The sequence below is a fragment of the Mesonia phycicola genome (assembly GCF_900141885.1).
Taxonomy (GTDB): Bacteria; Bacteroidota; Bacteroidia; order Flavobacteriales; family Flavobacteriaceae; genus Mesonia; species Mesonia phycicola.
The window spans coordinates 271,738-295,177 of sequence record NZ_FQYY01000002.1; the positions used below are offsets into that span (position 1 = coordinate 271,738).

A 23,440-nucleotide genomic window follows, 5' to 3' on the forward strand; every position below is an offset into this window, starting at 1 on the left:
TCTTTCAATAAAATTACTACAATGCACACCATAGATTTAGTTGTTCTAGTTTGTACACTGGCATTTATAGTAATTTACGGTTACACACAAACCAGAGGAAGCAAAAATGTAAATGATTTTTTAAAAGGCGGTAACGAAGCTCGTTGGTGGACGGTTGGTTTATCTGTAATGGCTACCCAAGCAAGTGCCATTACATTTTTATCTGCTCCTGGTCAGGCTTTTCATAGCGGGATGGGTTTTGTTCAATTTTACTTAGGCGTACCAATTGCTATGGTTGTAATTTGTATGGTTTTTATACCTATTTACCATAAATTAAAAGTATATACGGCCTATGAGTATTTAGAGACAAGGTTTGACTTAAAAACTAGAACCTTAACAGCTATGCTTTTTTTAATTCAAAGAAGTTTAGCTGCAGGTATTACCATTTTTGCACCTTCTATAATTCTCTCTGCCGTTTTAGGTTGGGATTTATTTTCTCTAAATATTATTATTGGGTCGTTGGTAGTAATTTACACCGTTTCTGGCGGTACAAAAGCGGTAAGCGTAACCCAAAAACAACAAATGGGAGTTATTTTTCTAGGTTTAATTATTGCTTTTGTTCTTATTGTAAGTGATTTACCAGATAATATTACCTTTTCTAACGCTTTGAAAATTGCTTCTGCTAATGAAAAATTGAATGTTTTAGATTTTTCATTTGATTGGAATAATAGATATACTTTTTGGAGCGGACTTATTGGAGGTACTTTTTTAGCGCTTTCTTACTTTGGTACAGACCAAAGCCAAGTACAACGCTACCTTTCTGCTAGCTCATTAAAAGAAAGCCAAATGGGGCTAATCTTTAATGGCTTTTTAAAAGTACCTATGCAGTTTTTTATATTACTTATAGGTATTATGGTTTTTGTGTTTTACCAATTCAACTCTTCTCCGTTAAATTTTAATCCTGCAGCAGAAGAAGAAGTTTTAAATTCTGCTTATTCTAAAGAATATAAACAGCTTCAGCAACAATTAGAAACAGAACGTTTAAAAAAAGAACAACTTACCTATCAATTTATAGAGAGTAGTAATAAAGATAACTCTACTCTACAAAAACAAATTTTAAACTCTAATAAAAAAGAAGTAAAAATTAGAGAAAAAGCTAATTTGTTAATTAAAAAAGCAAATCCGCTATTAGAAACCAACGATAAAGATTATGTGTTTATACATTTTATTCTAAATAATTTACCAAAAGGATTAATAGGTCTACTTCTAGCCGTTATACTATCTGCCGCAATGTCTTCTACAGCATCAGAGCTTAATTCTCTTGCCTCTACCACTGCTATAGATTTATACAAACGCAATGTTAGTGAAAACAAATCTGAAAAACATTTTTTAACCGCCTCTCGTTGGTTTACGGTTATGTGGGGATTTTTAGCTGTGATAGTTGCTTGTACTGCCAATTTGTTTGATAATCTTATTCAGTTGGTTAATATTATAGGTTCTATTTTCTACGGAAATGTTTTAGGTATTTTTCTTCTTGCATTTTTTGTAAAATTTGTAAAAAGTAATGCCACTTTTACAGCTGCCTTAATTACACAAGTTATTGTAATAATTGGTTGGTGGTACGATTGGATGCCTTATTTATGGCTTAATATGTTTGGCTGTGCTTTAGTGATGCTTATTGCTATATTAATTCAAATTTTTACAAAACAAAAAGCGTATGCAGTCCAAAATATATAATTGGGGAATTATAGGATTAGGTAAAATAGCAAAAAAATTTGCTACCGATTTACAAAGTGTAGAAAGAGCAAACTTAAAAGCTGTTGCAAGTAGATCTATAGAAAAAGCTGAAGATTTTGCACAAGATTTTCACGCTGAAAATTTCTACGGAAGTTATACAGAACTAATTAATTCTCCCGAAATTGATGTCATTTATATTGCTACTCCACACGTTTTTCATAAAGAATTGACTGTTGAATGCCTAAAAGCTAAAAAGGCTGTTTTATGCGAAAAAGCTTTTGGAATGAATAAAGCCGAAGTAGAAGAAATGATAGCCACTGCCAAAAAAGAAAATGTATTTTTAATGGAAGCATTATGGACGCATTTTACACCACATTATAATTCTGTTTTAGAAATAATTCAGCAAAAAAAATACGGAAAAGTAAAATCTTTAACTGCAGATTTTGGTTTTAAAGCTCCCTTAGATTTTAACAAACGCTTATTCAACAAAAAATTAGGTGGTGGTAGTTTATTAGATATTGGTATATACCCTGTTTTTGCCGCTTTAACTTGTATAGGAATGCCTCAAAAAATAGATGCTTCAGCCCAAATGAGTTCTACTGGTATTGATGAAGAGTGTGTGATAAATTTTGAGTATAAAAATGAAGTAACTGCTTCTTTAAAAAGTACTTTATTAGAAAAAACCCCTACAGAATGTGTTATTGAATTAGAAAATGCTACCGTTAAACTAACCAGCAGATTTCACCAACCTCCTAGTAAAATAGAAATTACATTAACAAATGGAGATACACAAACAATAGATTTTCCTGTACATACTCTAGGTTATAATTTTGAAGCTATTCACGTGCAAGAAATGCTAGATTTAAACAGAATAGAAAGTACAATTATGACTTTTGAAAAGAGCTTAAATCTAATTTCTTTACTAGATGAGATTAGAAATAAAATTGGTTTGACATATTAATTTCTATAAATAGTAACCGTCTTTTAAAAACACTACCAGCATTAATACCCAACCTATTATTAAACACAACCCACCTAACGGAGTTATAGGGCCTAGTATTTTTATCTTTTTTCCTTTACTAGAAGAAATACATAAACCATAAATACTGAAAGAAAATAATACAACTCCTACAATTAAAAAAATAAGCATTACGTGTTGTAAACTATTTACTAAGGGTAAATTTAAGCCTATCACAATTAGTAATAACGCGTGATACATTTGGTATTTTACTCCAGTTTCAAAACTAGCTAATTGTTCTTCTGTAAAAGTTTTTTTTAAGGCGTGAGCACCAAATGCACCTAAAACAATGGCTAAAATTCCAAAACTGGCTCCAAATAGTAAAGCTATTTCTTTATACATTATTTAAATAATTTTATAAGTTGAAAAGATTTCATTAAATGGAATAATCCAGGTAAAATTACACTACCACCTATTATTAAAGCTATTCCTAAAACAAAAATAACACTATCTGGCGCTACTCCATCTAAAATACTTACCTCTTTAGTAGAAGTGATTATAATATCAGGAAAATGAGCCAACATTGCTGCAGAAAGAACAAGCAATACTTGTACTCCCGCTAAAACTCTTGCCCAAACTTTTCTCTTTAGTTTAATCATTTTCCACAGAGGAATTAATACAACTCCGGAGATAAAAACTGCTAATAAAGAAAAAGGATTCTCTAAAAAATCTAATACAAAAGCTACCTCATTAAAATAGCCGTACAGTAAGATTATAAAACCAATTAATACCAAAACAATGGTAGAGTAACTTGCTTTTTTTCTATATTCATTTAGCTCGTGTTCATCATCTGCTTCTCCAATTAAAAAATTAGAAGCTATAAATGTACATAGTGCGGTATAAAATAGACCTATTAATAAAGAAAAAGTGTTAAACCAACCATCAATATAAATTTCTTTGAAACCTAAATTTGCACCCGTTGTATGTAAATTTATATTTCCCCCTACTAATCCTCCAAAGATAACTCCTAAAAACAACGGACTAAGTATGCTTCCCATTTTAAATAGAACGTTATAAGAAGTCTGTGATTTTCCCTTTACTGCATCATAGTGTCTAAAAATAAATGCAACTCCACGTATGGTTATACCTAATAACATTAATGTAATTGGGATATGTAGGTAAACCACAAATATGTTAAAGTATTCAGGAAAAGCAATCCACATAATTACAATAAGAATAATAATCCAGATATGGTTAGCCTCCCAAATTGGCCCCATTACTCTATAAATTGTTTGTTTGGTTTTCTCTTGATTTTTAGGCAACGAAAAAAGCTCAATAATACCGCCTCCAAAATCTGCTCCCGCCAATAAAACATATAGAAATAACGAAAAAAATAAAAAGAATAAAACAACTGTTAGCATAATTAAGCTTCTTTTTGGTTAAGTACTTTTATTTGTCTCACCATTAACCAACTTACCACACAAGTAAGTAAAATATAAATCCCTGTATAAAAAAGTAAACTATAAAAAATACCTGGCATAGGTGTTACCGCATCTTTTGTTTTCATTACTTGGTAAATAATCCACGGTTGTCTACCAACTTCTGTAACAATCCACCCTGCTTCTAAAGCAATATAACCTAATGGAGCCATAAAGGTAAAAAGCAACCAAAACTTTCTGTTATCTTGCCATTTTTTCCATTTTAAACTCAACAAATAAAATAAACCTACTATAGCAAGCAGCGTACCAATACCAACCATTATTTGAAACGCATAGTGCACTATAGCTACTGGTGGTTGTTCATCTTCAGGGAAATCATTTAATCCTTTTACTTCTGCATCAAAATCACCAAAGGCTAAAAAAGAAAGTGCTTTAGGTATTTCTATTTTATAACTTACTTCTTGCTTCTCTTCATCTACAATACCACCAATATAAAGCGGAGCTCCTTTCTCGGTTTCATAGTGCGCCTCTAGAGCAGCTAATTTACTTGGTTGACGCTCTGCTACATCTTTAGCAGAAATATCTCCGCTAATAGGTTGAAATAAAGCAGCAATTGCAGCAAAAATAATTGCTATGCTAAATGCTTTTTTGTGCAATACTACATTTCTTCCTTTATATACTTGATAGGCGTGAATACCAGCTACGGCAAAGCCAGTAGCTACAAAGGCAGCCAACGTCATATGTAATGCTTGAGTAAACCAAGCTCCGTTTAACATTGCTTGAATAGGATCTATATTAGAAAACACACCGTTTTCATAAGTAAAACCAGAAGGTGAATTCATCCAGCCGTTAGCAGCTACTACTAAAATGCCAGACATCACTCCAGAAACACCAATTATTACTCCGGTAAACCAATGAAATTTCTCTGGTAATTTTTTCCATCCATATAAATAAAAACCTAAAGCTATTGCTTCTACAAAAAATGCTGCTCCCTCTAAAGAAAATGGCATTCCTATAATTGGCCCTGCATGTTTCATAAACTCTGGCCAGAGTAAACCTAATTCAAAAGAAAGCGCTGTACCAGAAACGGCTCCAGTTACAAAAAAAATTGCCACTCCTTTTTGCCAAGCTTTGGTTAGTTTTAAATAGACTTTATCTTTAGTTTTTAACCATTTGTAATGAGAAATTACCATAAAAAAAGGCATCACCATTCCAATACAAGCAAACACAATGTGGAAAATAAGTGTTATTGCCATTTGAAGTCTTGCGGCCTCTAGATTTTCCATATAAATAGGTATTTATGTTCTCTTACAAATTTACTTCATATCCCTTTAAAATCTGTAGCTTTTGTTACATAGTTTGCAGGTTTAACACTTTTTTTCTTTCTTCTTATTTTCATAATTAATCGTAATTTGCGCTACCTCATTTTTGCATTAATTTCATTCTTCTGTAAATTTTTACATTTAAAAATTATCTTCTCAAAACACGATAATTATCTTTATCTACTCTACAAACGATAAAATACAATATCGTCTTTTAAAACGATATTTGCATTTATCGCTTTTTTAAACGATATTTGACCTATGACAAGTGTAATAACAGGAGATATCATCAATTCTAAATCGGTTAAATTGCCTAAAGCATACTTAGAGCAAATAAGAACAACGCTTCAAGTACTAGGCAAAGAGCATACCGATTGGGAAATTTTTAGAGGAGACAGTTTTCAGATAGAAATTAAAGATCCGCTAAATGTTTTTTGGCAATGTGTATACATAAAAGCTTCTTTAAAAACTATAAAAGAGCTTGATGCAAGAATGGCAATAGGGATTGGAGAGAAAACTTACCACGCCAAAACCATATCAGAGGCTAATGGCTCTGCATTTATAAATTCTGGAGAAGTATTTGAGACTCTTAAAAAAGAAAAAAGCAACTTACTAATTAATACAGGCCATACAGATTTAGATAATGAGCTAAACGTATATTTTCAATTAGCATTAATGACGATGGATTATTGGACACCAAATTCTGCCGAAATTATTAAGCTATCTATAGAAAATCCACAACTCAATCAAAAGCAATTAGGTGAGCTTATCGGGATCAAGCAAAATACCGTGAGTGAGCGACAAAAACGCGCAGCTTTAAGTCAATTACAAGATTTTGACCTTATATTTAGAGAAAAAATTAATTCCATTTTATGATTATTCTGCTCAAACTTATTTTAGCTCACTTGGTGGGAGATTTTTTGTTGCAACCTTATTCTTGGGTAAAAGAGAAAGAAAATAAAAAATTAGCTTCTAATAAACTCTACTTTCACGTAGGGATTCACTTATTGCTTAATTTTCTTTTTCTGTGGAATTTAAAACTTTGGTACGTCCCACTAATTATTGCCGTTACTCATTTGGGCATAGATGCCTGGAAACTTAGTTTTCAAAATAATAAAAATAGACGATTACTCTTTTTTCTTGACCAGCTTTTTCATTTGATTATTATTTTTGGACTTTATTTTTTAATCGAGAGAGAGAACATTCACTTTAACCTCTCGCCTGTTTTTCTGTGTTACCTTACCGGAGCTATTTTCTTGAGCACCCCCGCATCAATTATGATAAAAACGCTAATTTCTATTTACAAGCCAAATACCGAGATAGAAAAAGACGAATCGCTCGAAAATGCAGGAAAATACATAGGTATCTTAGAGCGTTTACTCGTATTTGTTTTTATTGCTACACAACATTGGGAAGGCGTAGGATTTTTAATTGCTGCCAAATCTATTTTCCGCTTTAGCGACCTTACCCAATCTAAAGATAGAAAACTTACAGAATATATTTTAATTGGGACATTATTAAGCTTTGGTATAGCTATTAATGTTGCGCTTTTAATAGGTGTTTTACAGCATAGTTTATAAAAAATGCCTCACTAAAATTGTTACAGAAAGGTATTTTTGATTAAAAAAATTATCGTTTAACCACTCGCTTAATACTTTGCCCCCTATTATTCTGTATTTTCACAAAATAGACTCCAGCAGGAAGTTGTGAAATATCATATGTATTTTGCAAACCAAAATTTGCTACTTCATTACCTATAATAGAAAATACGCTTACATGCTCTATTTCTTCTAATGTTTTTACTTGAAAGTTATTTTGCACAGGATTAGGGTATAAAGCAGCTTCTATTTTGTTAGTAGTCTTTAGTGATAAATTACAATTTTCAGAAAAATTACTACTTCCAGAAATTGACCAAGTAGAATAAATTCCTTGTTGGTTCTGTGCATTTACAGAATTTGTTACTTCAAAACAAACGCTAGAATCTGATTCCTCTCCATATTTCTGTACATTTACTGATAAATTGTTAAGTTGAGTATCACTTCCCTTTAAATTAATTTTATTAAGTGACCAGGCATCAATCGCCTGAATAACTTGAAGGTTTGGATTGTTGGTCAGTATAATCTCTCCCACAAGTATTGTAGTACTGTCTCCACCACTATTCATATAAAGTTCTTCTAAACTTCCTACTTGGCTCAAATCTAGTGTATAGCCTAATCCTGTATCAGAAATATTAAGTATTTTAAGTGAATCAAAATCTTCTATTCCCGTTAAATCATTTAAAAGTATATTTTTTAAATCTAAATTTATTACACCACTAATATCACTTGTTAATACTTGCCCGTTTATAGTTTGATCAGAATCTATACCTAAATTAATCAAGGCTTGCTCAAAATTTTGGTCAGGAATGCTGGTGGTTTGCGCAGTAAGTTTTAAGCAAAAGAAAAAAATGTATATATATATTTTCATGAAGTTTTTGTTTTATTGAATTATTAATAAATGTAGTTTAGATAGAAATCGTCGTTATATAGCCTTCATCTGCCCAAGATTTAATCATTGAAAGATTGAGGCTTATGCATTTAATTGCTATAATTTTAATTTATAGATTTACAATAAAACTCTTGTCATAATTATATGATAATCGGTTGGTAATTTTTTTTTAATCGAATTAAATCTTAATTGGTTAAATAAAAAAAACTTACACCTAAATTACTTAAAAAATTTTAAACCAAACCATTAAGTGTTAAAATAACTTTTCAAAGCATTACACTTCTTTCATATTTTAGCTTGTAGTAAATTTCATTAATTATAAAAATTGCTCATTTAGCCATAGCTACTTAGAAACTTAGTTGTAAAACCAAAAAACAAACGTTTGTTCTTTTTTTCAATGAGTTATTCCACTCTTTAGTTATTTTGTTTTTTTATAATTTTTAAAATGAGTTAGTATTCCTTTAGAAATTTTGTCAATCTTATTGATTTAAATTTCCGTAGCATTTTTCTTAATCAACCAACTTCTTTTGTTATTAAAAGACTTGTCTCTGTATATAAATTCAATACAAAAATTGGAAAAAAAGAAGCTCTAGAAAAGCAGAAATCTATAGTTGGTATACCAGAATGTTTATTGATATTTGTATTTATTGCCGCAAGATATTGGGAAGGTATAGCTCTTTAATTGCAGCCAAATCTATTTTTAGGTCTAGTAACTTTACAGATATATTATGTAGTTATTCCTTAAAATTTATATAGAATAAGGACCTTACCCTAACGGGTCGGGTTATCGGCAGTCGCTTTTTGTTTATCCCTTTTAGCTGCGCTCAAAGAAATAAAACAAAAGAGCTTCAACAAAGCCTCTACCCCTAACGCAATAAACTTGAACCAAAAATGAAATCTGAAAAAGAAAAAATGCTTTCTGGAGAATATTTTCATCCGTTTGACAAAGAGCTAAGCACAGAACGTTTACAAGCAAGAAAACTATTGCATGAACTCAACCATCTTTCTCCAGATAATTTTCAGCAGCAAAAAGAAATTATAAAAAAATTATTACCAAATTCTAGTAAAGCAACATTTATTCAGCCTCCATTTTACTGTGATTATGGCTACAATATAAAAACAGGTAAAGGCGTGTTTTTTAATTTTAACTGTACTTTATTAGATTTAGCAACCATAGAAATAGGAGAAAAAACTCTACTAGGCCCCAACGTACAAATTTATACGGCAATACATCCCACCAATGCAGAAAAACGCGCTACACATTTAGAAAAAGGAAAACCAGTTAGCATAGGTAGTAATGTATGGATTGGCGGCAATGTTACTATTTGTCCCGGAGTAAAAATTGGAAATAAAAGTATAATTGGCGCAGGTAGTGTTGTAATTAAAGATATACCAGCAAACGTGATGGCTGCAGGCAACCCGTGTAAAGTAATAAAAGAGTTAGACTAAAAGCTTTTAATTACCTTTTCTCTATGTTGTAAACCCCAATCTGCAATTACGTTGGTTAAATCTTTTAAAGATTTTCCGTATTCTGTAATTTGGTAACTTACCATAACTGGTTTAGTATCTAAAACTTTTCTAACTATTAAATTATTGATCTCTAAATCTTTTAACTCTCTACTCAACATTTTACCAGAAATACCAGGTATTTCTTTTAACAATTCAGAGTATCGCATAGGCTCGTAACAAAGACAAGCAATAATAGACACCTTCCACTTTCCGCTTAACACATCCATCGTATCATGAATTGCTCTTATTTTTTGAGAGCAAGTCTTTAAAGTACAGGGTTTTTCTTCAATATTCTCCATAAAACATGTTGGTTACTTAAATGTCACTATTACTTTTTGTCACAAAGTTACTATATTAAACCCCTAACATATACCTTTGTATAAAAATTTATATAATGAGTTTATTAGAAGATCTTAAATGGCGTTATGCCACCAAAAAAATGAATGGTACAAAAGTACCTCAAGATAAATTAGATTATATTTTAGAAGCAGCTCGTTTAGCTCCTTCTTCTTCAGGGTTACAACCTTATAAAGTAATTGTTATTTCAGATAAAGCTTTACTAGAAAAAATAAAAGGCATCTCTTGGAACCAAAGCCAAGTAACAGATTGTTCTCACTTATTAGTATTTGCTGCTTGGGATGGTTACACAGATGAGCGTGTCTCTAAAGTATTTAATTATACGATGGATGAGCGTGGATTACCACACAGCACTATGGACGATTATAAAAATAATTTGTTAGGTATGTACTCTCAATTAAGCCCAGAATGGCACGCACATCACGCGTCTAAGCAAAGTTATATTGCTTTTGGTTTAGCTATTGCTGCAGCTGCAGAGCAAAAAGTAGATGCTACTCCTATTGAAGGTTTTATACCAGAAAAGCTAGATAAACTTTTAAAATTAGAAGGTAGCGGTTATAAAAGTACTTTACTATTACCAATTGGTTATCGTGAAGAAGAAAATGATTGGTTAGTAAATATGAAAAAAATACGTACGCCAAAAGAAGATTTTGTTACAGAAATGACTCTTGCAGATGCGGCAGATTTTGATGAAGCACCAATGGAAGGCTCTTTAGGAGATCCTACTTAAAATAAAATAGGTTTGCAAAACTAAATCTCCTTATTGTTAACAATAAGGAGATTTTTTGTTTATTTCATAATTAAAATTGATATATTTTAAGAAATTTTTATTATCATTAGCTAAATTAAAAATATATTGTATTTAATTAAATTTCATGAAATCTGAATTATATAAACAGCTTACCATACTTTCACCTTATTACAAAGAAAACTACTTACCCAGTGTATCTATAGATTGTGTTGTTTTTGGTTTTCATAATGCTTGTTTAAAAGTTCTATTAATAAAGCTAAAAGAAAGTGAAACGTGGGGACTTCCTGGCGGATATTTAAAAAAAAAAGAAGATTTAAACGTAGGAGCTAATAGAATATTACAAGAAAGAACCGGTGCTACCAATATCTACTTAAATCAATTTAAAACATTTGGAGATAAAAACAGATCTGAAGCTCATTTTAAAGATTTTCCTGATGATTTGTGGCATAAACAACGCTACATATCTATTGCACATTACGCGTTAATAGATTTTGAAACCGTAACCCCTGTGATGGATCAATTTTCTGATGCTTGTGAATGGAAAGATATAGATATGTTACCTGAATTAATGATGGATCACCAACATATATTTGATGAAGCACTAATTCAACTTCGTAGAGATTTAAATTATAAACCAGTGGGTTTAAATCTTCTTCCTGAAAAATTTACCATGCCAGAGTTACAAAAACTCTATGAAATAATTTTAAACAAAAAACTAAATAGAGGTAATTTTTATAGAAAAATGACCCGTTATAATATTTTAGATAAATTAAACGAAACCCGTAAAGGTGGCGCACATAAAGCTCCAGATCTTTATAAATTTGATATAGAAAACTATAATGCCGCTTTAAAAACTGGTTTACAAGAAAGTTGGTAACTTTTGCCTCATAAAAAAAAGGGACTTCAATTTTGAAGTCCCTTTTTTATTACTACTAAATAATTTATCTTATTTAGTTAAATACATTTTACGTCTTGCATAAAGATCGTAAAAATCATCATCTTTTAAATCTTTAATAAAAAGTATACTCTCACCAGTACTCTTCATTTCAGGCCCTAATTGCTTATTTACTTTCGGGAATTTATTGAAAGAGAATACAGGTTGCTTAATTGCATAACCTTCTAAATGAGGGTTAAACTCAAAATCTGTTACTTTTTTCTCACCTAACATTACCTTGGTAGCATAGTTTACATAAGGCTCTCCGTATGCTTTTGCTATAAATGGTACTGTTCTAGATGCGCGAGGGTTAGCCTCTATAATGTAAACTTTATCTTCTTTAATTGCAAATTGAATATTAATAAGACCTACTGTTTTTAATGCCAAAGCAATTTTCTTAGTATGGTCTTTAATTTGCTGAAGTACTAAATCACCTAAGTTAAAAGGAGGTAGTAATGCATTTGAATCTCCAGAGTGAATACCACAAGGTTCTATATGCTCCATTATACCAATAATGTAAACATTTTCACCGTCACAAATAGCATCTGCTTCTGCTTCTATAGCTCCGTCTAAATAATGATCTAATAGTAACTTATTGTTAGGTATTTTTCTTAATAAATCTACAACTGTACTTTCTAGTTCTTTTTTATTAATAACAATCTTCATTCCTTGGCCACCTAACACGTAAGAAGGTCTTACCAAGATTGGGAAATCTAATTCATCTGCTAAAGCAAGAGCTTCATCTGCAGTTTCTGCAGTACCAAACTCTGGATAAGGAATGTTGTTTTCTTGTAATAAAGTAGAGAAGCTACCACGGTCTTCAGCTAAATCTAAAGCTTCATAACTAGTACCTAAAATTTTAACTCCGTAACGCTCTAGTTTTTCTGCTAATTTTAATGCGGTTTGCCCTCCTAATTGAACAATTACTCCTTCTGGTTTTTCGTGACGAATAATGTCATAAATATGTTCCCAGAAAACAGGTTCAAAATAAAGTTTATCTGCAATATCAAAATCTGTAGATACCGTTTCTGGATTACAGTTAATCATGATAGTTTCATAACCACATTCAGATGCTGCTAAAACTCCGTGTACACAACAGTAATCAAACTCAATACCTTGCCCAATTCTATTTGGTCCAGAACCTAGTACAATAATTTTCTTTTTATCTGTAACAACACTTTCATTTTCTACATACGTAGTACCATCTACTCTTTCTATTTCACTTTCAAAAGTAGAATAATAATAAGGGGTTTGTGCTTTAAACTCTGCTGCACAAGTATCTACCAGTTTGTAAACTCGGTTAATTTTTAATTCGTCTCTTTTATTATAAACTTGGCTTTCTAAACAACCTAACATATATGCTATTTGTCTGTCTGCAAAACCTTTTTGTTTTGCTTCTAACAATAACTCTTTAGAAAGTGTATCTATTTTATAATTAGAAATTTCTTTTTCTAGGGTATAAAGCTCTTCATATTGCTTTAAGAACCACATATCTATTTTAGTAATTTCGTGAATTCTGCTTAAAGGAATACCTAATTGAATAGCATCATAAATTACAAATACACGATCCCAACTTGCGTGAGTTAGTTTTTCTATAATTGTATCATACTTGCTATACCCTTTACCATCTGCACCAAGACCGTTTCTTTTAATTTCTAAAGATTGAGTTGCTTTTTGTAATGCTTCTTGGAAAGAACGCCCAATTCCCATTACTTCTCCTACAGATTTCATTTGAAGACCTAAAGTTCTATCAGACCCTTCAAACTTATCAAAATTCCAACGTGGTATTTTTACAATTACATAATCTAATGTAGGCTCAAATAAAGCAGAGGTAGTTTTTGTAATTTGGTTATCTAGCTCATCTAATGTGTAACCTAACGCTAATTTTGAAGCTATTTTAGCAATAGGGTAACCTGTTGCTTTAGATGCTAATGCAGAAGAACGAGATACACGAGGGTTAATTTCTATGGCAATAATATCTTCTTTATCGTCTGGACTTACTGCAAATTGTACATTACAACCTCCAGAAAAATCACCAATACTACGCATCATTTTAATAGCCATATCTCTCATACGTTGAAAAGTGGCATCACTCAATGTCATTGCAGGTGCAACAGTGATTGAGTCTCCTGTATGAATACCCATTGGATCCATATTTTCAATAGTACAGATAATAACTACGTTATCATTTTTATCACGTAAAAGCTCTAATTCATATTCTTTCCAACCCATCATTGCCTTATCAATCATCACTTCATGAATAGGTGAGATTTCAAGACCTCTGGTTAGCATTTCATCAAAGTCTTCTTCTTTATATACAATTCCTGCTCCTGCTCCACCTAAAGTGTAAGAAGCTCTAATTACTAAAGGAAAACCAAAATCTTGAGCTATTTCTTTACCTCTTAAAAAAGAAGTAGCTGTTGCTTGAGGCGCCATAGGCACACCAATTTTCAACATTAACTCTCTAAATTGTTCTCTATCTTCTGTTATATTAATAGCGTTAATATCTACACCTATTAATTTTACATCAAAATCACTCCAAATTCCCTTTTCATCAGCTTCGATACAAAGGTTTAATGCAGTTTGTCCACCCATAGTAGGTAAAACAGCATCAATTTGCGGATGCTCTTTTAAAATATCTATGATAGATTTTGTTGTTAAAGGCTTTAAATAAACATGATCTGCCATAGAAGGGTCTGTCATGATTGTTGCCGGATTAGAATTGATAAGTATCGTTTCTATCCCATCTTCTCTTAAAGAACGAAGGGCTTGCGTTCCGGAATAATCAAATTCACACGCTTGACCAATAACGATTGGTCCTGATCCAATAATTAAAATACTTTTTAAGTCGTTGTTTTTAGGCATCTGAAAATAAATGTATTAGGTTGGGTTACAAAGTTAAGCTACGAGTAGATATAAAAAAAGGCGTTACGCTAAGTAACACCTTAATATTTTAAACCACTAATATATCATAATTAGTGTTTATGTCTATTTTCTGAAGATACAGAAAGTTTCTTTCTTCCTTTTGCTCTTCTACGTGAAAGCACTTTTCTACCATTAACAGAACTCATACGTTCTCTAAAACCGTGCTTATTTTTTCTTTTTCTCTTTGAGGGTTGAAACGTTCTTTTCATTGTAAAATATCTTTAATCTTCTTTGTATCTTCGTTATTTGCTTTTTAAGAAAATTTCTTTTCTAAAACTGCGTGCAAATATACAATATCTTTTAACTCTTCCAAACGTATTTTTAAATAATTTCTGAATTGTTTTTTATACCTTTGCCGCTGTTAAAAAATAGAACACATGTTTAACAAAAATATAAAATTAGTTTTAGCCGTAGGTACTATTGTATTTGCAATTTATCAATTTATAGAAAATAATATAGGTAATGGTATTATGCTTATTTTACTAGCAGCCATTTTTGTTTTTTTATATTTTAAAAACGAAATTATACTTCTTGCTTTTTTAAGACTTAGAAAACAAGATTTTCCTGGTGCAAAAAAATGGCTAGACAAAATATCTAACCCAGAGGCTGCTTTAGTAGAAAAACAACAAGGCTATTATTATTATTTACATGGTTTAATGGTTTCTCAAACCAATATAAGTCAAGCTGAAAAATATTTTAAAAAAGCTATAAAATTAGGCCTTTCTATGAGTCAAGATTTAGCTATGGCTAAGTTGAACTTGGCAGGTATTGCCATGACCAAAAGAAGAAAACGTGAAGCACAAATGTTATTAAAAGAAGCTAAAACTTTAGATAAACACGGAATGCTTAATGAGCAAATAAGAATGATGAAACAACAGATGAAAAAAATCTAATTGTTATCTAAATTTAATTATGCCAAGTTAATTTGATGATATTGAATTAACAATTCATCAAAAAAATAGATATATTTTAGTATATTTATTACAGAAGCTTGGCGTATGATTAAATTATTACTCATAATCTTATTCTGTTTAATGTTATCGTTAGCTAATGCCCAAGAAAAAAAAACTTATTTTTCTGAAGCTATTAGCTTAAACATTAGTAGTTACAAAAAGAAAGTAAGTAAAGCCTATCGGTATGAAAATATTGAAAGAGCTAATTTTCTTTTTGACTCTCTCGTGAACCATTGTTTAAAAGGCTCTTACATTGACAATTTTAGCATAAATTGCTTAGGTAAAAACAAAAACTGTTTTAACGATTACCAAAAACCTATATACCTACTAACTTATGCTTCATGGTGCGTTCCTGGAAAAGGAGAAATACCTGCACTAAATGAGTTATCTAAAAAATTTAAAGATCAGATAGATTTTATAGTTCTTTTTTGGGACAAAAAAGACGAGGTTAGAAAAGTAGCTAAAGAATACCACAATTCTATAGATATTTTATATGTTAATGAGTTAGATAATAGAAATGCTTATATTGTAAAAACAATGAAACATTCTCTAGGGTTTCCTACTACATTTTTTATAGGTTCTGATAAACAGATTTTAGATATTAGCAGAACTATTATATTACCTTATAATTCTGCTTACGAAAAGTCTTACACTTTAAATTACCAAAATGTTTCTGAAGGTGTTTCGTTAATTTTAGAACACGAAGAGCAATTATTAAATAACAAACCTTTTAACTTAGAGTAGTTTATAATAAAGGCGCCCAAAGTCTACTAAAAGATTCTTTCACTTTTTCTATAAATGGTCTTTGCTCCCATTTTTTTAGTTCTACTACATCGCAATGCTCTATATCTTCTTTAAAGATTTGAACCATTTTTTCACTTAAATTTTCATTATAAATGAGCGCTGTAATTTCAAAATTGATTTCAAAACTTCTATAATCCATATTAGAAGTACCTATTGTAGTTAACAAACCATCTACAATCATTGTTTTGGCGTGCACCATGCCTTTACAATAATGAAATACTTTAATACCAGATTCTAGCAACCCAGAGATATAAGAATTAGTAGCATATTTAGCCGCCCAAGAATCTCCTTCTTTAGGGATTAGTAATTCTACATCTACCCCTCTTCTACTTGCTGTTTTTAAAGCGGTTAACATTTGCTCATTAGGTATAAAATAAGGGGTTGTAATCTTTATATAATCATTTGCCCCGTTAATGGCCGTAAATAAAGCTTCCATAATATGCGGATAGTCTGAGTCTGGACCACTCGCTGCTATTTGCACTGGTATGTCTCCAAAAGACTCTACATCTGGAAAAAGATGATCTGTAATTTCTATTTCTTGTTGAGAAACAAAATTCCAATTTAATAAAAAGTGAGATTGAATAGACTTAACAATATTTCCCTTTAATCTGCAATGCGTATCTCGCCAATACCCCTTATCACAAGGGTTTACATATTCATCTGAAATATTTACCCCACCAACGTAGCCAATAACACCATCTATTACTACAATTTTACGGTGATTTCTGTAATTAAGTTTTCTGGTTAAATTTGGAAACCAAACTGGCATAAAAGGAAAAATTTCTATTCCGAAACTTTTCATTTTATTAATGTTTTTATTAGAAATACCACTTGCTACATAATCGTAATTTACCCTAACTTTAACTCCTTCTTTTGCTTTTTCTATAAGCGCATTAATAAGTTTAGTACCAATTTTATCGTCATTAAACATATAGTATTCTACATGAATATGATGCTTTGCTGTTTTTAAATCTTTAAATAGTGCTTCAAATTTTTTTTCTCCGTTTATCAAAATCTCCACATCATTACCTAATACCAGTGGTTTTTTTTGATTGTTTTGAAGTAATTTAACTACGTTAACTTTGTTTTGTAAAAAACCATTTTCATAATCTTCTAAACGGCAATTATTCAGCATTAATTTTTTTTCCCATTTTTTTACGGTTTCATTATCAAATACTTTTCTGCGTTTAAACATTTTGTCTTTTCGGTATTCTTGGCCAAAAAAGTAATAAACTAATAGTCCTAAAAATGGCAAAACGACCAATGCCAATATGTATGACACGGTCGTTATAGGATTTCTATTATTTAAAATTATAAAAATTGCAGTACCAATAGCAATGATATAATTAATAATAATTAATGAAAAAAAGATATTATTCTGTATATATTCTAACATTATGGCTTATAAGAGTAAACCCCTTCTTCAGGAATTTTAATTTTGTACAACTTACGAGATTTATTGTTAAGATGCGCTTCTCTTAACCAAGGATTATGAATTTTTAAGATTTTATAATTAATACCTAGTTCTTTAGCAAATACAGCAAAATCTGCAACAGGAGTATCTATTATTACTTCTTTTGTGGTAATTGGTTGGTAAAGGTGTTTGGCTTCATAATTAAAACCATACTTAACTGGGTTACTTAAAATCTCTTTTAAAGCCAAAATTCTAAAAACATACCTACCCGTTTCTTCCCCTAGTAATAATTGGTAATAATCATTTACTAATTGTCTATCTTGTTGTTTAGAAATACCGTAATTACCTGCATTATAAGCTGCAGCTGCAAGCGTCCAACTACCAAATTGTTCTTTAGATTTTTTTAAATACTCACAAGCTGCTTGTGTAGCTTTTTCTATATGATAGCGTTCATCTACATTATCGTTAACTTCTAACCCGTGTTCTTTCGCTGTTTCTCTCATTAATTGCCAAAAACCTGTAGCGCCAGCTGGAGAGACAATTTGAGTTAAACCACTTTCTGCTATAGCTAAATATTTAAAATCATCTGGAATACCATTTTTCTTTAAAATAGGTTCTATTATAGGAAAGTATTTATTTGCACGTTTAATAAGTAACAATCCATTAGATTGCCAGTAAGTATTTACTAACAATTCTCTGTCCATTCTTTCCTTAATATCAGGGTCTTGCACTGGTACCTTTTCTCCTGCAAAATTTAAATCTTCTGGTAAAGACAATGCATAGACATTATAATCTTTCACTGCTTTTTCTGGATCTATTTTCACTATTTCTGTATCACTAGCTGTGGCTGCAGAGCCTTCTGTTTGTGATATTGAACTAACGGCTTGCACTCCCAAACCTGCAACAGCTATGACTCCAACAGTTGCAAAAACATTTCTATATTTCATATTCTCTTTTTTCTTCTTTCATAGGAAAACTTACTAATCTTCCTGCATTTTACCTTCTGTAATTAAAGAAGGTAAATATTTATTAAACCATCTAAAACGGTTAATAATCATAATATGTGTACCACCCTCAACAACTATGCAATTTTCAATATTTTTAATAGGAAAAACAATATCTGCATCTCCATGAATATGTATTGCTCCCTCCATAGGTTCTTCTTGATCCCAACAAACCATTTTTTGAATAGCCCAATCTAAATACTGCTTATCACTTACAGAAAGATATTGTTTGTAAAGGTGCGCTCTTTTTTTGGTAAACTCTCCAACAGGTAATTTTTCTAAATCTCCCAATCTACCAGCAAGACTTGTTGGCAAAATTTTATAGAGACCTGTTTTACTTGCAAACTTCATTCTAGATGGTAATTCATGTTTAGATTTTACCGTAGAAATCAAAATTAATCTCTTAACTGGTATAAGTTTAGCCATTTCTTGCACAATAACACCTCCAAACGAAACACCAATTAAAACAGGGTTGGGGTGTACAACATCTTCTAACATTCTTGTAATGTAAGAATGCATACACTCATTATGGTAAGGTATTTTCCACTTTAACCAATGTATTTTATAATCGTTCTCTGGTAGTTTTATATGTTCAAAAATAGTAGGATTAGCCGCCATTCCTGGCATAAAATATACGTGGGTAATTGTAGAGTTTTCATTCATTTTAACAGCTAGATAACAGTAAAACTGGTATTTAAAAATTAACTTTAAAAATCAAAAATACGGGTTATAAAGTTATTTAATCTTATAAAATATTTAAAATGAAAAAAGTTTTTCATCCTGCCTCTTCTCGTGGCTCTGTAGACTTTGGATGGTTAAAAGCAAATTACTCTTTTAGTTTTGCTAAATATTATAATCCAGATTATATGCAATTTGGAAATTTACGTGTACTTAATGATGATTTTATTGCTGGCGGGAAGGGTTTTGGTATGCATTCTCATCAAAATATGGAAATTATTACTATTCCGCTACAGGGAGCACTTCAACATAAAGATTCTTTAGGGAACGAAGGTGTTATTACAAAAGGAGAAGTACAAGTAATGAGTGCTGGTAGTGGCGTACAACACAGTGAATTTAACGCTAGCCAAACAGAAACTGTAAATATTTTACAAATTTGGGTTTTTACCGAAAAAGAAAACGCAACTCCACGTTACGATCAAAAAAAATTCTCTTTTAAAGCAAATAAATTTCTACAAATAGTTTCTCCAAAAAATGATAACGACGGAAATGCGCTTTGGGTTTACCAACAAGCATATTTTAATTTAGGCAATTTTAACGCCTCTACAAACGTTACTTATAAACTACACCAACAAAACCACGGTATTTACATTTTAGTAATCTCTGGTAAAATTGAAGTAAGCAATCAACTTTTAGAAAAAAGAGATGCAATAGGGATTTGGGATACTAGCAATATAGAAATAAAAGTAATAGAAGATGCTTACATACTTTTAATTGAAGTACCTATGACATAATTTAAAACTAATATTATGGAAGATTTTGAAATTAAAAACAATGAATTTTTAAGACAGTTTGAAGCAACGATTAATAATGAACTTATTAAGTTAGAATACTCTGAACAAGAGCGAAAAATTTTTCTTTCTAAGCTAGAAATTTCTGAAGATTTAATAGACCAAGGGTATCAAGAAAAATTTTTAACTAAAATATTTGATTTTATCAAAGATAAAGGAAGAATTAAAATAGTACCTACTAGCAAAGAGGTGAAAAAATTTTTCCGAAAAAATAAGTTTAAATATTCAGACTTACTGCCAATAGGCATTAGCATTTAAGCCACATTTTCTTTTTTACATAGTAAATCAAAACGCACCAAACCATCTTCATCTATTTCTGTAAGTCTTACAGAGTGTAATGTATTTACAAAACTAGGATCCCAAGGCATTTTTACTTTTACGTAATTTTCTGTGAATCCGTGAATGTAACCTTCTTTATTTTCTCCTTCAAAAAGAACTGTTAGCTCATTACCTAATTGACTTTCGTAAAAAGATCTACGTTTTTTAGCAGATAAACCTCGAAGCATTTTACTTCTTTTTTTACGTACATTTAAAGAAACAGCATTATCCATTTCTGCAGCTACAGTATTATCTCTTTCAGAATAAGTAAATACGTGTAAATAAGATATATCTAAATCATTTAAAAAATTATAGGTTTCTAAGAAAAGTTCTTCTGTTTCTCCAGGGAAACCAACAATTACATCTACCCCAATACACGCGTTTGGCATTGTTGCTTTAATTTGCTCTACTCTATTTACGTATAAAGCTGTTTGGTAACGACGACGCATTAAACCTAATAACTTGTCACTACCGCTTTGTAACGGAATATGAAAATGAGGTACAAATGTGTTGCTGTTTGCTACAAACTCTATAGTTTCGTTTTTAAGTAAATTTGGCTCGATAGAAGAAATACGCAAACGCTCAATACCTTCTACTTCATCTAAAGCTTTAACTAGCTCTAAAAAAGTATGTTCATGCTTTTTATTACCAAACTCACCTTTGCCATAATCACCAATATTTACACCCGTTAAAACAATTTCTTTAATGTCTTGCTCAGAAATTTCTTGGGCATTTTTTAAAACATTCTCTAAAGTATCGCTTCTAGAAATCCCGCGTGCTAGCGGAATAGTACAGTAAGTACATTTATAATCACAACCATCTTGCACTTTTAAAAAAGCACGTGTACGATCACCTATAGAATAAGAACCAACATAAAAATCTGCTTCATCAATCTCACAAGAATGAATTTGAGCTGTTCTTGCTTCTGTTGGCTGACTTAGTAAATCATTTAAATAACTAGTAATGTTAAATTTTTCTGTAGCACCTAATACTAAATCTACACCATTTACATCTGCTAATTCTTCTGGTTTTAACTGTGCGTAACAACCAATAGCTATTACAAATGCATTTTCATTAATTTTTTGAGCTTGCTTTACAATAGATTTAAAACGCTTATCTGCATTTTCTGTAACACTACACGTATTAATCACATAGATCTCTGCTTTTTCTGTAAACTCTACCCTATTGAAACCTTCTTTCTCAAACGAACGAGCAATCGTAGAAGTTTCAGAAAAATTAAGTTTACAACCTAAAGTGTAAAATGCTACATTTTTATTTGTATCTATCATAACAGCTCCTTTCCTAATCTTTTAGTATTATTGTGATTGAAATACTTTGGCGATAAGCCACAGCAATCCTTACAAAAACGCGTGCAAATATACTATCTAAAATTGGTTTAAGAAAATTGATAAATTACACTAACAACATAATTATCAAGCTATTATTTATAGCCTTTATATTTATTGGTTTCTCTAGCTGCCAAAACACAAGAAAAAGCAATCAAGATCATCTAGTTTTTCGGTATAACGAACACGCAAATATTACCTCTTTAGATCCTGCTTTTGCTAAAGATCAACGTAATATTTGGCCTTGCAATCAATTATACAATAGTTTGGTTCAGTTAGACGATAGTTTAAATATTCAGCCAGATTTAGCTGAAAATTGGACTATTTCTGCAGATGCTAAAACCTATACTTTTTCTCTAAGAAAAGGTATCTATTTTCATAAACATCAAATTTTTGGAGCAGACTCTACCAGAACAGTAAATGCAAAAGACGTTGTTTATAGTTTACAACGTTTAACAGATACAAAATTGGCTTCTCCAGGAAGTTGGGTCATGCAAAATGTAGAGAGCATTACTGCTTTAAATGATACCTCTGTGATTATTCAACTTAAAAAGCCATTTCCTGCATTTTTAGGATTATTATCGATGAAGTTTTGCTCTATTATCCCTACGGAAATGCAAGAACTTGATTTTAGAGAAAACCCAATTGGCACAGGACCGTTTAAATTTAAGCGCTGGGAAGCCAATGAAAAATTGGTGTTCAGAAAAAATAATCTTTATTTTGAAAAAGATAAAAAAGGTGAGCAATTACCCTATCTTGAAGCTATTGCCATTACATTTTTACCAGATAAACAAAGTGAATTTTTACAATTTGCTCAAGGAAATATAGATTTTTTAAGCGGATTAGACCCATCTTATAAAGATGAATTGCTTTCTGCCGTAGGAAATCTGAAAGAAAAATATAGCAAGCGAGTAAACATGCTTTCTGCTCCTTATTTAAATACAGAGTATTTAGGTATTTATCTTGACAGTAACACCCCAGAAATTAATGCCCAGCAATTACGCCAAGCTATTAACTATGGTTTTGATAGAAAAACAATGATTACTTATTTAAGAAACGGAATTGGCACGCCTGCAGAAAATGGTTTTATACCTAAAGGTTTACCGGGTTTTTCTAAAGATAAGTACTATACATATAATTTACCTAAGGCAAAAGAACTTTTAGCTTCTTATCAAGCAGAAACTGGTGACACTTCTCCAGAAATAACTATTAGTACTAATTCTTCATATTTGGATTTGGTAGAATATATTCAGCGAGAATTACAGAAAATAGGTATTCAAGTAAATATAGACGTGATGCCACCTTCTACCCTACGCCAGCAACGATCTGCCGGGAAATTAGATATTTTTAGAGCTAGTTGGATTGCAGATTACCCTGATGCAGAAAATTATCTGTCGTTGTTTTATTCTGAAAATTTTTCTCCCAACGGGCCAAACTATACACATTTTAAATCTGCTACCTTTGATAGTTTATATGAAAAAGCTATTAATACCTCTGACGCAAAAGATAGAATACCACTTTACCAACAAATGGATTCTATAGTAATAAAGCAAGCAGCAGTTGTACCTTTATATTATGATCAAGTGGTTAGATTTTCACAAAAAAATGTACAAGGCTTAGGCATTAATCCTATTAATTTATTGGATTTAAAACGAGTAAAGAAAGTTAACTAAT

General features: G+C 31.0%; 23 protein-coding genes. 12 read left to right on the forward strand and 11 right to left on the reverse strand.

Translation table 11 applies throughout. The features are described 5' to 3' along the window. The first annotated feature begins 21 nt into the window (after positions 1-21). Positions 22-1,716 carry a sodium:solute symporter family protein gene (locus BUC03_RS03990; RefSeq protein WP_073148495.1) on the forward strand — a complete coding sequence of 565 codons (1,695 nt, stop codon included), beginning with the start codon at positions 22-24 and terminating at the stop codon, positions 1,714-1,716. Continuing rightward, the gene (locus tag BUC03_RS03995; RefSeq protein WP_073148497.1) at positions 1,697-2,677 is read left to right on the forward strand and encodes a Gfo/Idh/MocA family protein; all 981 of its coding nucleotides are present in this window, start codon (positions 1,697-1,699) and stop codon (positions 2,675-2,677) included. The genes BUC03_RS03990 and BUC03_RS03995 overlap by 20 nt, the downstream gene beginning before the upstream one ends. Positions 2,678-2,680: 3 nt before the next feature. On the opposite strand, the gene BUC03_RS04000 is transcribed toward BUC03_RS03995, so the two are convergent. The 3 genes from BUC03_RS04000 to BUC03_RS04010 are packed head-to-tail and all read right to left on the reverse strand — an operon-like array spanning position 2,681 to position 5,399. Then, on the reverse strand, positions 2,681-3,076 hold the full coding sequence (locus BUC03_RS04000) for a DUF423 domain-containing protein (RefSeq protein ID WP_073148499.1): 396 nt from the start codon (positions 3,074-3,076) through the stop codon (positions 2,681-2,683). Then, positions 3,076-4,095, reverse strand: a complete 1,020-nt coding sequence (locus BUC03_RS04005) for a cytochrome d ubiquinol oxidase subunit II (RefSeq protein WP_073148501.1) — start codon at positions 4,093-4,095, stop codon at positions 3,076-3,078. The genes BUC03_RS04000 and BUC03_RS04005 overlap by 1 nt, the downstream gene beginning before the upstream one ends. Before the next feature lie 2 nt (positions 4,096-4,097). Further along, the gene (locus BUC03_RS04010; RefSeq protein ID WP_073148503.1) at positions 4,098-5,399 is read right to left on the reverse strand and encodes a cytochrome ubiquinol oxidase subunit I; all 1,302 of its coding nucleotides are present in this window, start codon (positions 5,397-5,399) and stop codon (positions 4,098-4,100) included. A gap of 297 nt (positions 5,400-5,696) precedes the next feature. On the opposite strand from BUC03_RS04010, the gene BUC03_RS04015 reads away from it, so the two are divergent. Together BUC03_RS04015 and BUC03_RS04020 are read left to right on the forward strand one after the other, a co-directional pair. Continuing rightward, on the forward strand, positions 5,697-6,311 hold the full coding sequence (locus tag BUC03_RS04015) for a SatD family protein (protein WP_073148504.1): 615 nt from the start codon (positions 5,697-5,699) through the stop codon (positions 6,309-6,311). After that, the gene (locus BUC03_RS04020) at positions 6,308-7,015 is read left to right on the forward strand and encodes a DUF3307 domain-containing protein (RefSeq protein WP_073148506.1); all 708 of its coding nucleotides are present in this window, start codon (positions 6,308-6,310) and stop codon (positions 7,013-7,015) included. Before BUC03_RS04015 ends, BUC03_RS04020 begins: the two co-directional genes overlap by 4 nt. Positions 7,016-7,064: 49 nt before the next feature. On the opposite strand, the gene BUC03_RS04025 is transcribed toward BUC03_RS04020, so the two are convergent. Next, on the reverse strand, positions 7,065-7,901 hold the full coding sequence (locus BUC03_RS04025) for a T9SS type A sorting domain-containing protein (RefSeq protein WP_073148508.1): 837 nt from the start codon (positions 7,899-7,901) through the stop codon (positions 7,065-7,067). A gap of 912 nt (positions 7,902-8,813) precedes the next feature. On the opposite strand from BUC03_RS04025, the gene BUC03_RS04030 reads away from it, so the two are divergent. Further along, on the forward strand, positions 8,814-9,371 hold the full coding sequence (locus BUC03_RS04030) for a sugar O-acetyltransferase (protein WP_073148510.1): 558 nt from the start codon (positions 8,814-8,816) through the stop codon (positions 9,369-9,371). On the opposite strand, the gene BUC03_RS04035 is transcribed toward BUC03_RS04030, so the two are convergent. Next, on the reverse strand, positions 9,368-9,730 hold the full coding sequence (locus BUC03_RS04035; RefSeq protein WP_073148512.1) for a winged helix-turn-helix transcriptional regulator: 363 nt from the start codon (positions 9,728-9,730) through the stop codon (positions 9,368-9,370). The two genes, BUC03_RS04030 and BUC03_RS04035, sit on opposite strands and share 4 nt — an antisense overlap. A 95-nt stretch (positions 9,731-9,825) precedes the next feature. Here BUC03_RS04035 and BUC03_RS04040 point away from each other — a divergent pair, with 95 nt between their 5' ends. After that, the gene (locus BUC03_RS04040; RefSeq protein WP_073148514.1) at positions 9,826-10,518 is read left to right on the forward strand and encodes an NAD(P)H-dependent oxidoreductase; all 693 of its coding nucleotides are present in this window, start codon (positions 9,826-9,828) and stop codon (positions 10,516-10,518) included. Between the two features lie 145 nt (positions 10,519-10,663). Continuing rightward, entirely contained in the window at positions 10,664-11,416 is a 753-nt protein-coding gene (locus BUC03_RS04045) for an NUDIX hydrolase (RefSeq protein WP_073148516.1), read from the forward strand. A 69-nt stretch (positions 11,417-11,485) separates the two neighbouring features. Here BUC03_RS04045 and carB read toward each other — a convergent pair whose 3' ends face one another. After that, on the reverse strand, positions 11,486-14,338 hold the full coding sequence (gene carB / locus BUC03_RS04050; protein WP_073148518.1) for a carbamoyl-phosphate synthase large subunit: 2,853 nt from the start codon (positions 14,336-14,338) through the stop codon (positions 11,486-11,488). A gap of 110 nt (positions 14,339-14,448) precedes the next feature. Continuing rightward, a complete protein-coding gene (rpmH, locus tag BUC03_RS04055) occupies positions 14,449-14,607 on the reverse strand; it encodes a 50S ribosomal protein L34 (protein ID WP_073148520.1) in 159 nt (52 codons plus the stop codon). 168 nt (positions 14,608-14,775) lie between these two features. On the opposite strand from rpmH, the gene BUC03_RS04060 reads away from it, so the two are divergent. Further along, complete coding sequence (locus BUC03_RS04060; protein ID WP_073148522.1) at positions 14,776-15,291, forward strand: tetratricopeptide repeat protein; 516 nt, start codon at positions 14,776-14,778, stop codon at positions 15,289-15,291. Between the two features lie 105 nt (positions 15,292-15,396). Beyond that, positions 15,397-16,095, forward strand: a complete 699-nt coding sequence (locus BUC03_RS04065; RefSeq protein ID WP_073148524.1) for a TlpA family protein disulfide reductase — start codon at positions 15,397-15,399, stop codon at positions 16,093-16,095. Between the two features lies 1 nt (position 16,096). Here the strand turns inward: BUC03_RS04065 and cls are convergent, their stop codons facing one another. Genes cls through BUC03_RS04080 form a run of 3 tightly spaced genes read right to left on the reverse strand, consistent with a single transcriptional unit; the run spans position 16,097 to position 19,236 of the window. After that, a complete protein-coding gene (gene cls / locus BUC03_RS04070; protein ID WP_073148526.1) occupies positions 16,097-17,551 on the reverse strand; it encodes a cardiolipin synthase in 1,455 nt (484 codons plus the stop codon). Further along, complete coding sequence (locus BUC03_RS04075; RefSeq protein WP_073148528.1) at positions 17,551-18,516, reverse strand: lytic transglycosylase domain-containing protein; 966 nt, start codon at positions 18,514-18,516, stop codon at positions 17,551-17,553. The genes cls and BUC03_RS04075 overlap by 1 nt, the downstream gene beginning before the upstream one ends. A 33-nt stretch (positions 18,517-18,549) precedes the next feature. Further along, positions 18,550-19,236, reverse strand: coding sequence for an alpha/beta hydrolase family protein (locus tag BUC03_RS04080; protein WP_073148530.1), 687 nt, complete (start codon positions 19,234-19,236; stop codon positions 18,550-18,552). Between the two features lie 98 nt (positions 19,237-19,334). On the opposite strand from BUC03_RS04080, the gene BUC03_RS04085 reads away from it, so the two are divergent. Then, complete coding sequence (locus BUC03_RS04085) at positions 19,335-20,045, forward strand: pirin family protein (RefSeq protein ID WP_073148532.1); 711 nt, start codon at positions 19,335-19,337, stop codon at positions 20,043-20,045. Between the two features lie 15 nt (positions 20,046-20,060). Next, on the forward strand, positions 20,061-20,360 hold the full coding sequence (locus BUC03_RS04090) for a GNAT family N-acetyltransferase (RefSeq protein WP_073148534.1): 300 nt from the start codon (positions 20,061-20,063) through the stop codon (positions 20,358-20,360). Here BUC03_RS04090 and mtaB read toward each other — a convergent pair. Further along, positions 20,357-21,709: a tRNA (N(6)-L-threonylcarbamoyladenosine(37)-C(2))-methylthiotransferase MtaB gene (mtaB, locus tag BUC03_RS04095; protein WP_073148536.1), complete on the reverse strand. Its 1,353-nt coding sequence runs from the start codon at positions 21,707-21,709 to the stop codon at positions 20,357-20,359. The genes BUC03_RS04090 and mtaB overlap by 4 nt on opposite strands. A gap of 119 nt (positions 21,710-21,828) precedes the next feature. Here mtaB and BUC03_RS04100 point away from each other — a divergent pair, with 119 nt between their 5' ends. Beyond that, the gene (locus BUC03_RS04100) at positions 21,829-23,439 is read left to right on the forward strand and encodes an ABC transporter substrate-binding protein (RefSeq protein WP_084112798.1); all 1,611 of its coding nucleotides are present in this window, start codon (positions 21,829-21,831) and stop codon (positions 23,437-23,439) included. Position 23,440: the final 1 nt, after the last annotated feature.

Excerpts from the sequence above, each read along its gene's own strand:
- BUC03_RS03990 (WP_073148495.1), top strand. The coding sequence starts at position 22 with ATGCACACCATAGATTTAGTTGTTCTAGTTTGTACACTGGCATTTATA.
- BUC03_RS03995 (WP_073148497.1), top strand. The coding sequence starts at position 1,697 with ATGCAGTCCAAAATATATAATTGGGGAATTATAGGATTAGGTAAAATA.
- BUC03_RS04000 (WP_073148499.1), bottom strand. The coding sequence starts at position 3,076 with ATGTATAAAGAAATAGCTTTACTATTTGGAGCCAGTTTTGGAATTTTA.
- BUC03_RS04005 (WP_073148501.1), bottom strand. The coding sequence starts at position 4,095 with ATGCTAACAGTTGTTTTATTCTTTTTATTTTTTTCGTTATTTCTATAT.
- BUC03_RS04010 (WP_073148503.1), bottom strand. The coding sequence starts at position 5,399 with ATGGAAAATCTAGAGGCCGCAAGACTTCAAATGGCAATAACACTTATT.
- BUC03_RS04015 (WP_073148504.1), top strand. The coding sequence starts at position 5,697 with ATGACAAGTGTAATAACAGGAGATATCATCAATTCTAAATCGGTTAAA.
- BUC03_RS04020 (WP_073148506.1), top strand. The coding sequence starts at position 6,308 with ATGATTATTCTGCTCAAACTTATTTTAGCTCACTTGGTGGGAGATTTT.
- BUC03_RS04025 (WP_073148508.1), bottom strand. The coding sequence starts at position 7,901 with ATGAAAATATATATATACATTTTTTTCTTTTGCTTAAAACTTACTGCG.
- BUC03_RS04030 (WP_073148510.1), top strand. The coding sequence starts at position 8,814 with ATGAAATCTGAAAAAGAAAAAATGCTTTCTGGAGAATATTTTCATCCG.
- BUC03_RS04035 (WP_073148512.1), bottom strand. The coding sequence starts at position 9,730 with ATGGAGAATATTGAAGAAAAACCCTGTACTTTAAAGACTTGCTCTCAA.
- BUC03_RS04040 (WP_073148514.1), top strand. The coding sequence starts at position 9,826 with ATGAGTTTATTAGAAGATCTTAAATGGCGTTATGCCACCAAAAAAATG.
- BUC03_RS04045 (WP_073148516.1), top strand. The coding sequence starts at position 10,664 with ATGAAATCTGAATTATATAAACAGCTTACCATACTTTCACCTTATTAC.
- carB (WP_073148518.1), bottom strand. The coding sequence starts at position 14,338 with ATGCCTAAAAACAACGACTTAAAAAGTATTTTAATTATTGGATCAGGA.
- rpmH (WP_073148520.1), bottom strand. The coding sequence starts at position 14,607 with ATGAAAAGAACGTTTCAACCCTCAAAGAGAAAAAGAAAAAATAAGCAC.
- BUC03_RS04060 (WP_073148522.1), top strand. The coding sequence starts at position 14,776 with ATGTTTAACAAAAATATAAAATTAGTTTTAGCCGTAGGTACTATTGTA.
- BUC03_RS04065 (WP_073148524.1), top strand. The coding sequence starts at position 15,397 with ATGATTAAATTATTACTCATAATCTTATTCTGTTTAATGTTATCGTTA.
- cls (WP_073148526.1), bottom strand. The coding sequence starts at position 17,551 with ATGTTAGAATATATACAGAATAATATCTTTTTTTCATTAATTATTATT.
- BUC03_RS04075 (WP_073148528.1), bottom strand. The coding sequence starts at position 18,516 with ATGAAATATAGAAATGTTTTTGCAACTGTTGGAGTCATAGCTGTTGCA.
- BUC03_RS04080 (WP_073148530.1), bottom strand. The coding sequence starts at position 19,236 with ATGAATGAAAACTCTACAATTACCCACGTATATTTTATGCCAGGAATG.
- BUC03_RS04085 (WP_073148532.1), top strand. The coding sequence starts at position 19,335 with ATGAAAAAAGTTTTTCATCCTGCCTCTTCTCGTGGCTCTGTAGACTTT.
- BUC03_RS04090 (WP_073148534.1), top strand. The coding sequence starts at position 20,061 with ATGGAAGATTTTGAAATTAAAAACAATGAATTTTTAAGACAGTTTGAA.
- mtaB (WP_073148536.1), bottom strand. The coding sequence starts at position 21,709 with ATGATAGATACAAATAAAAATGTAGCATTTTACACTTTAGGTTGTAAA.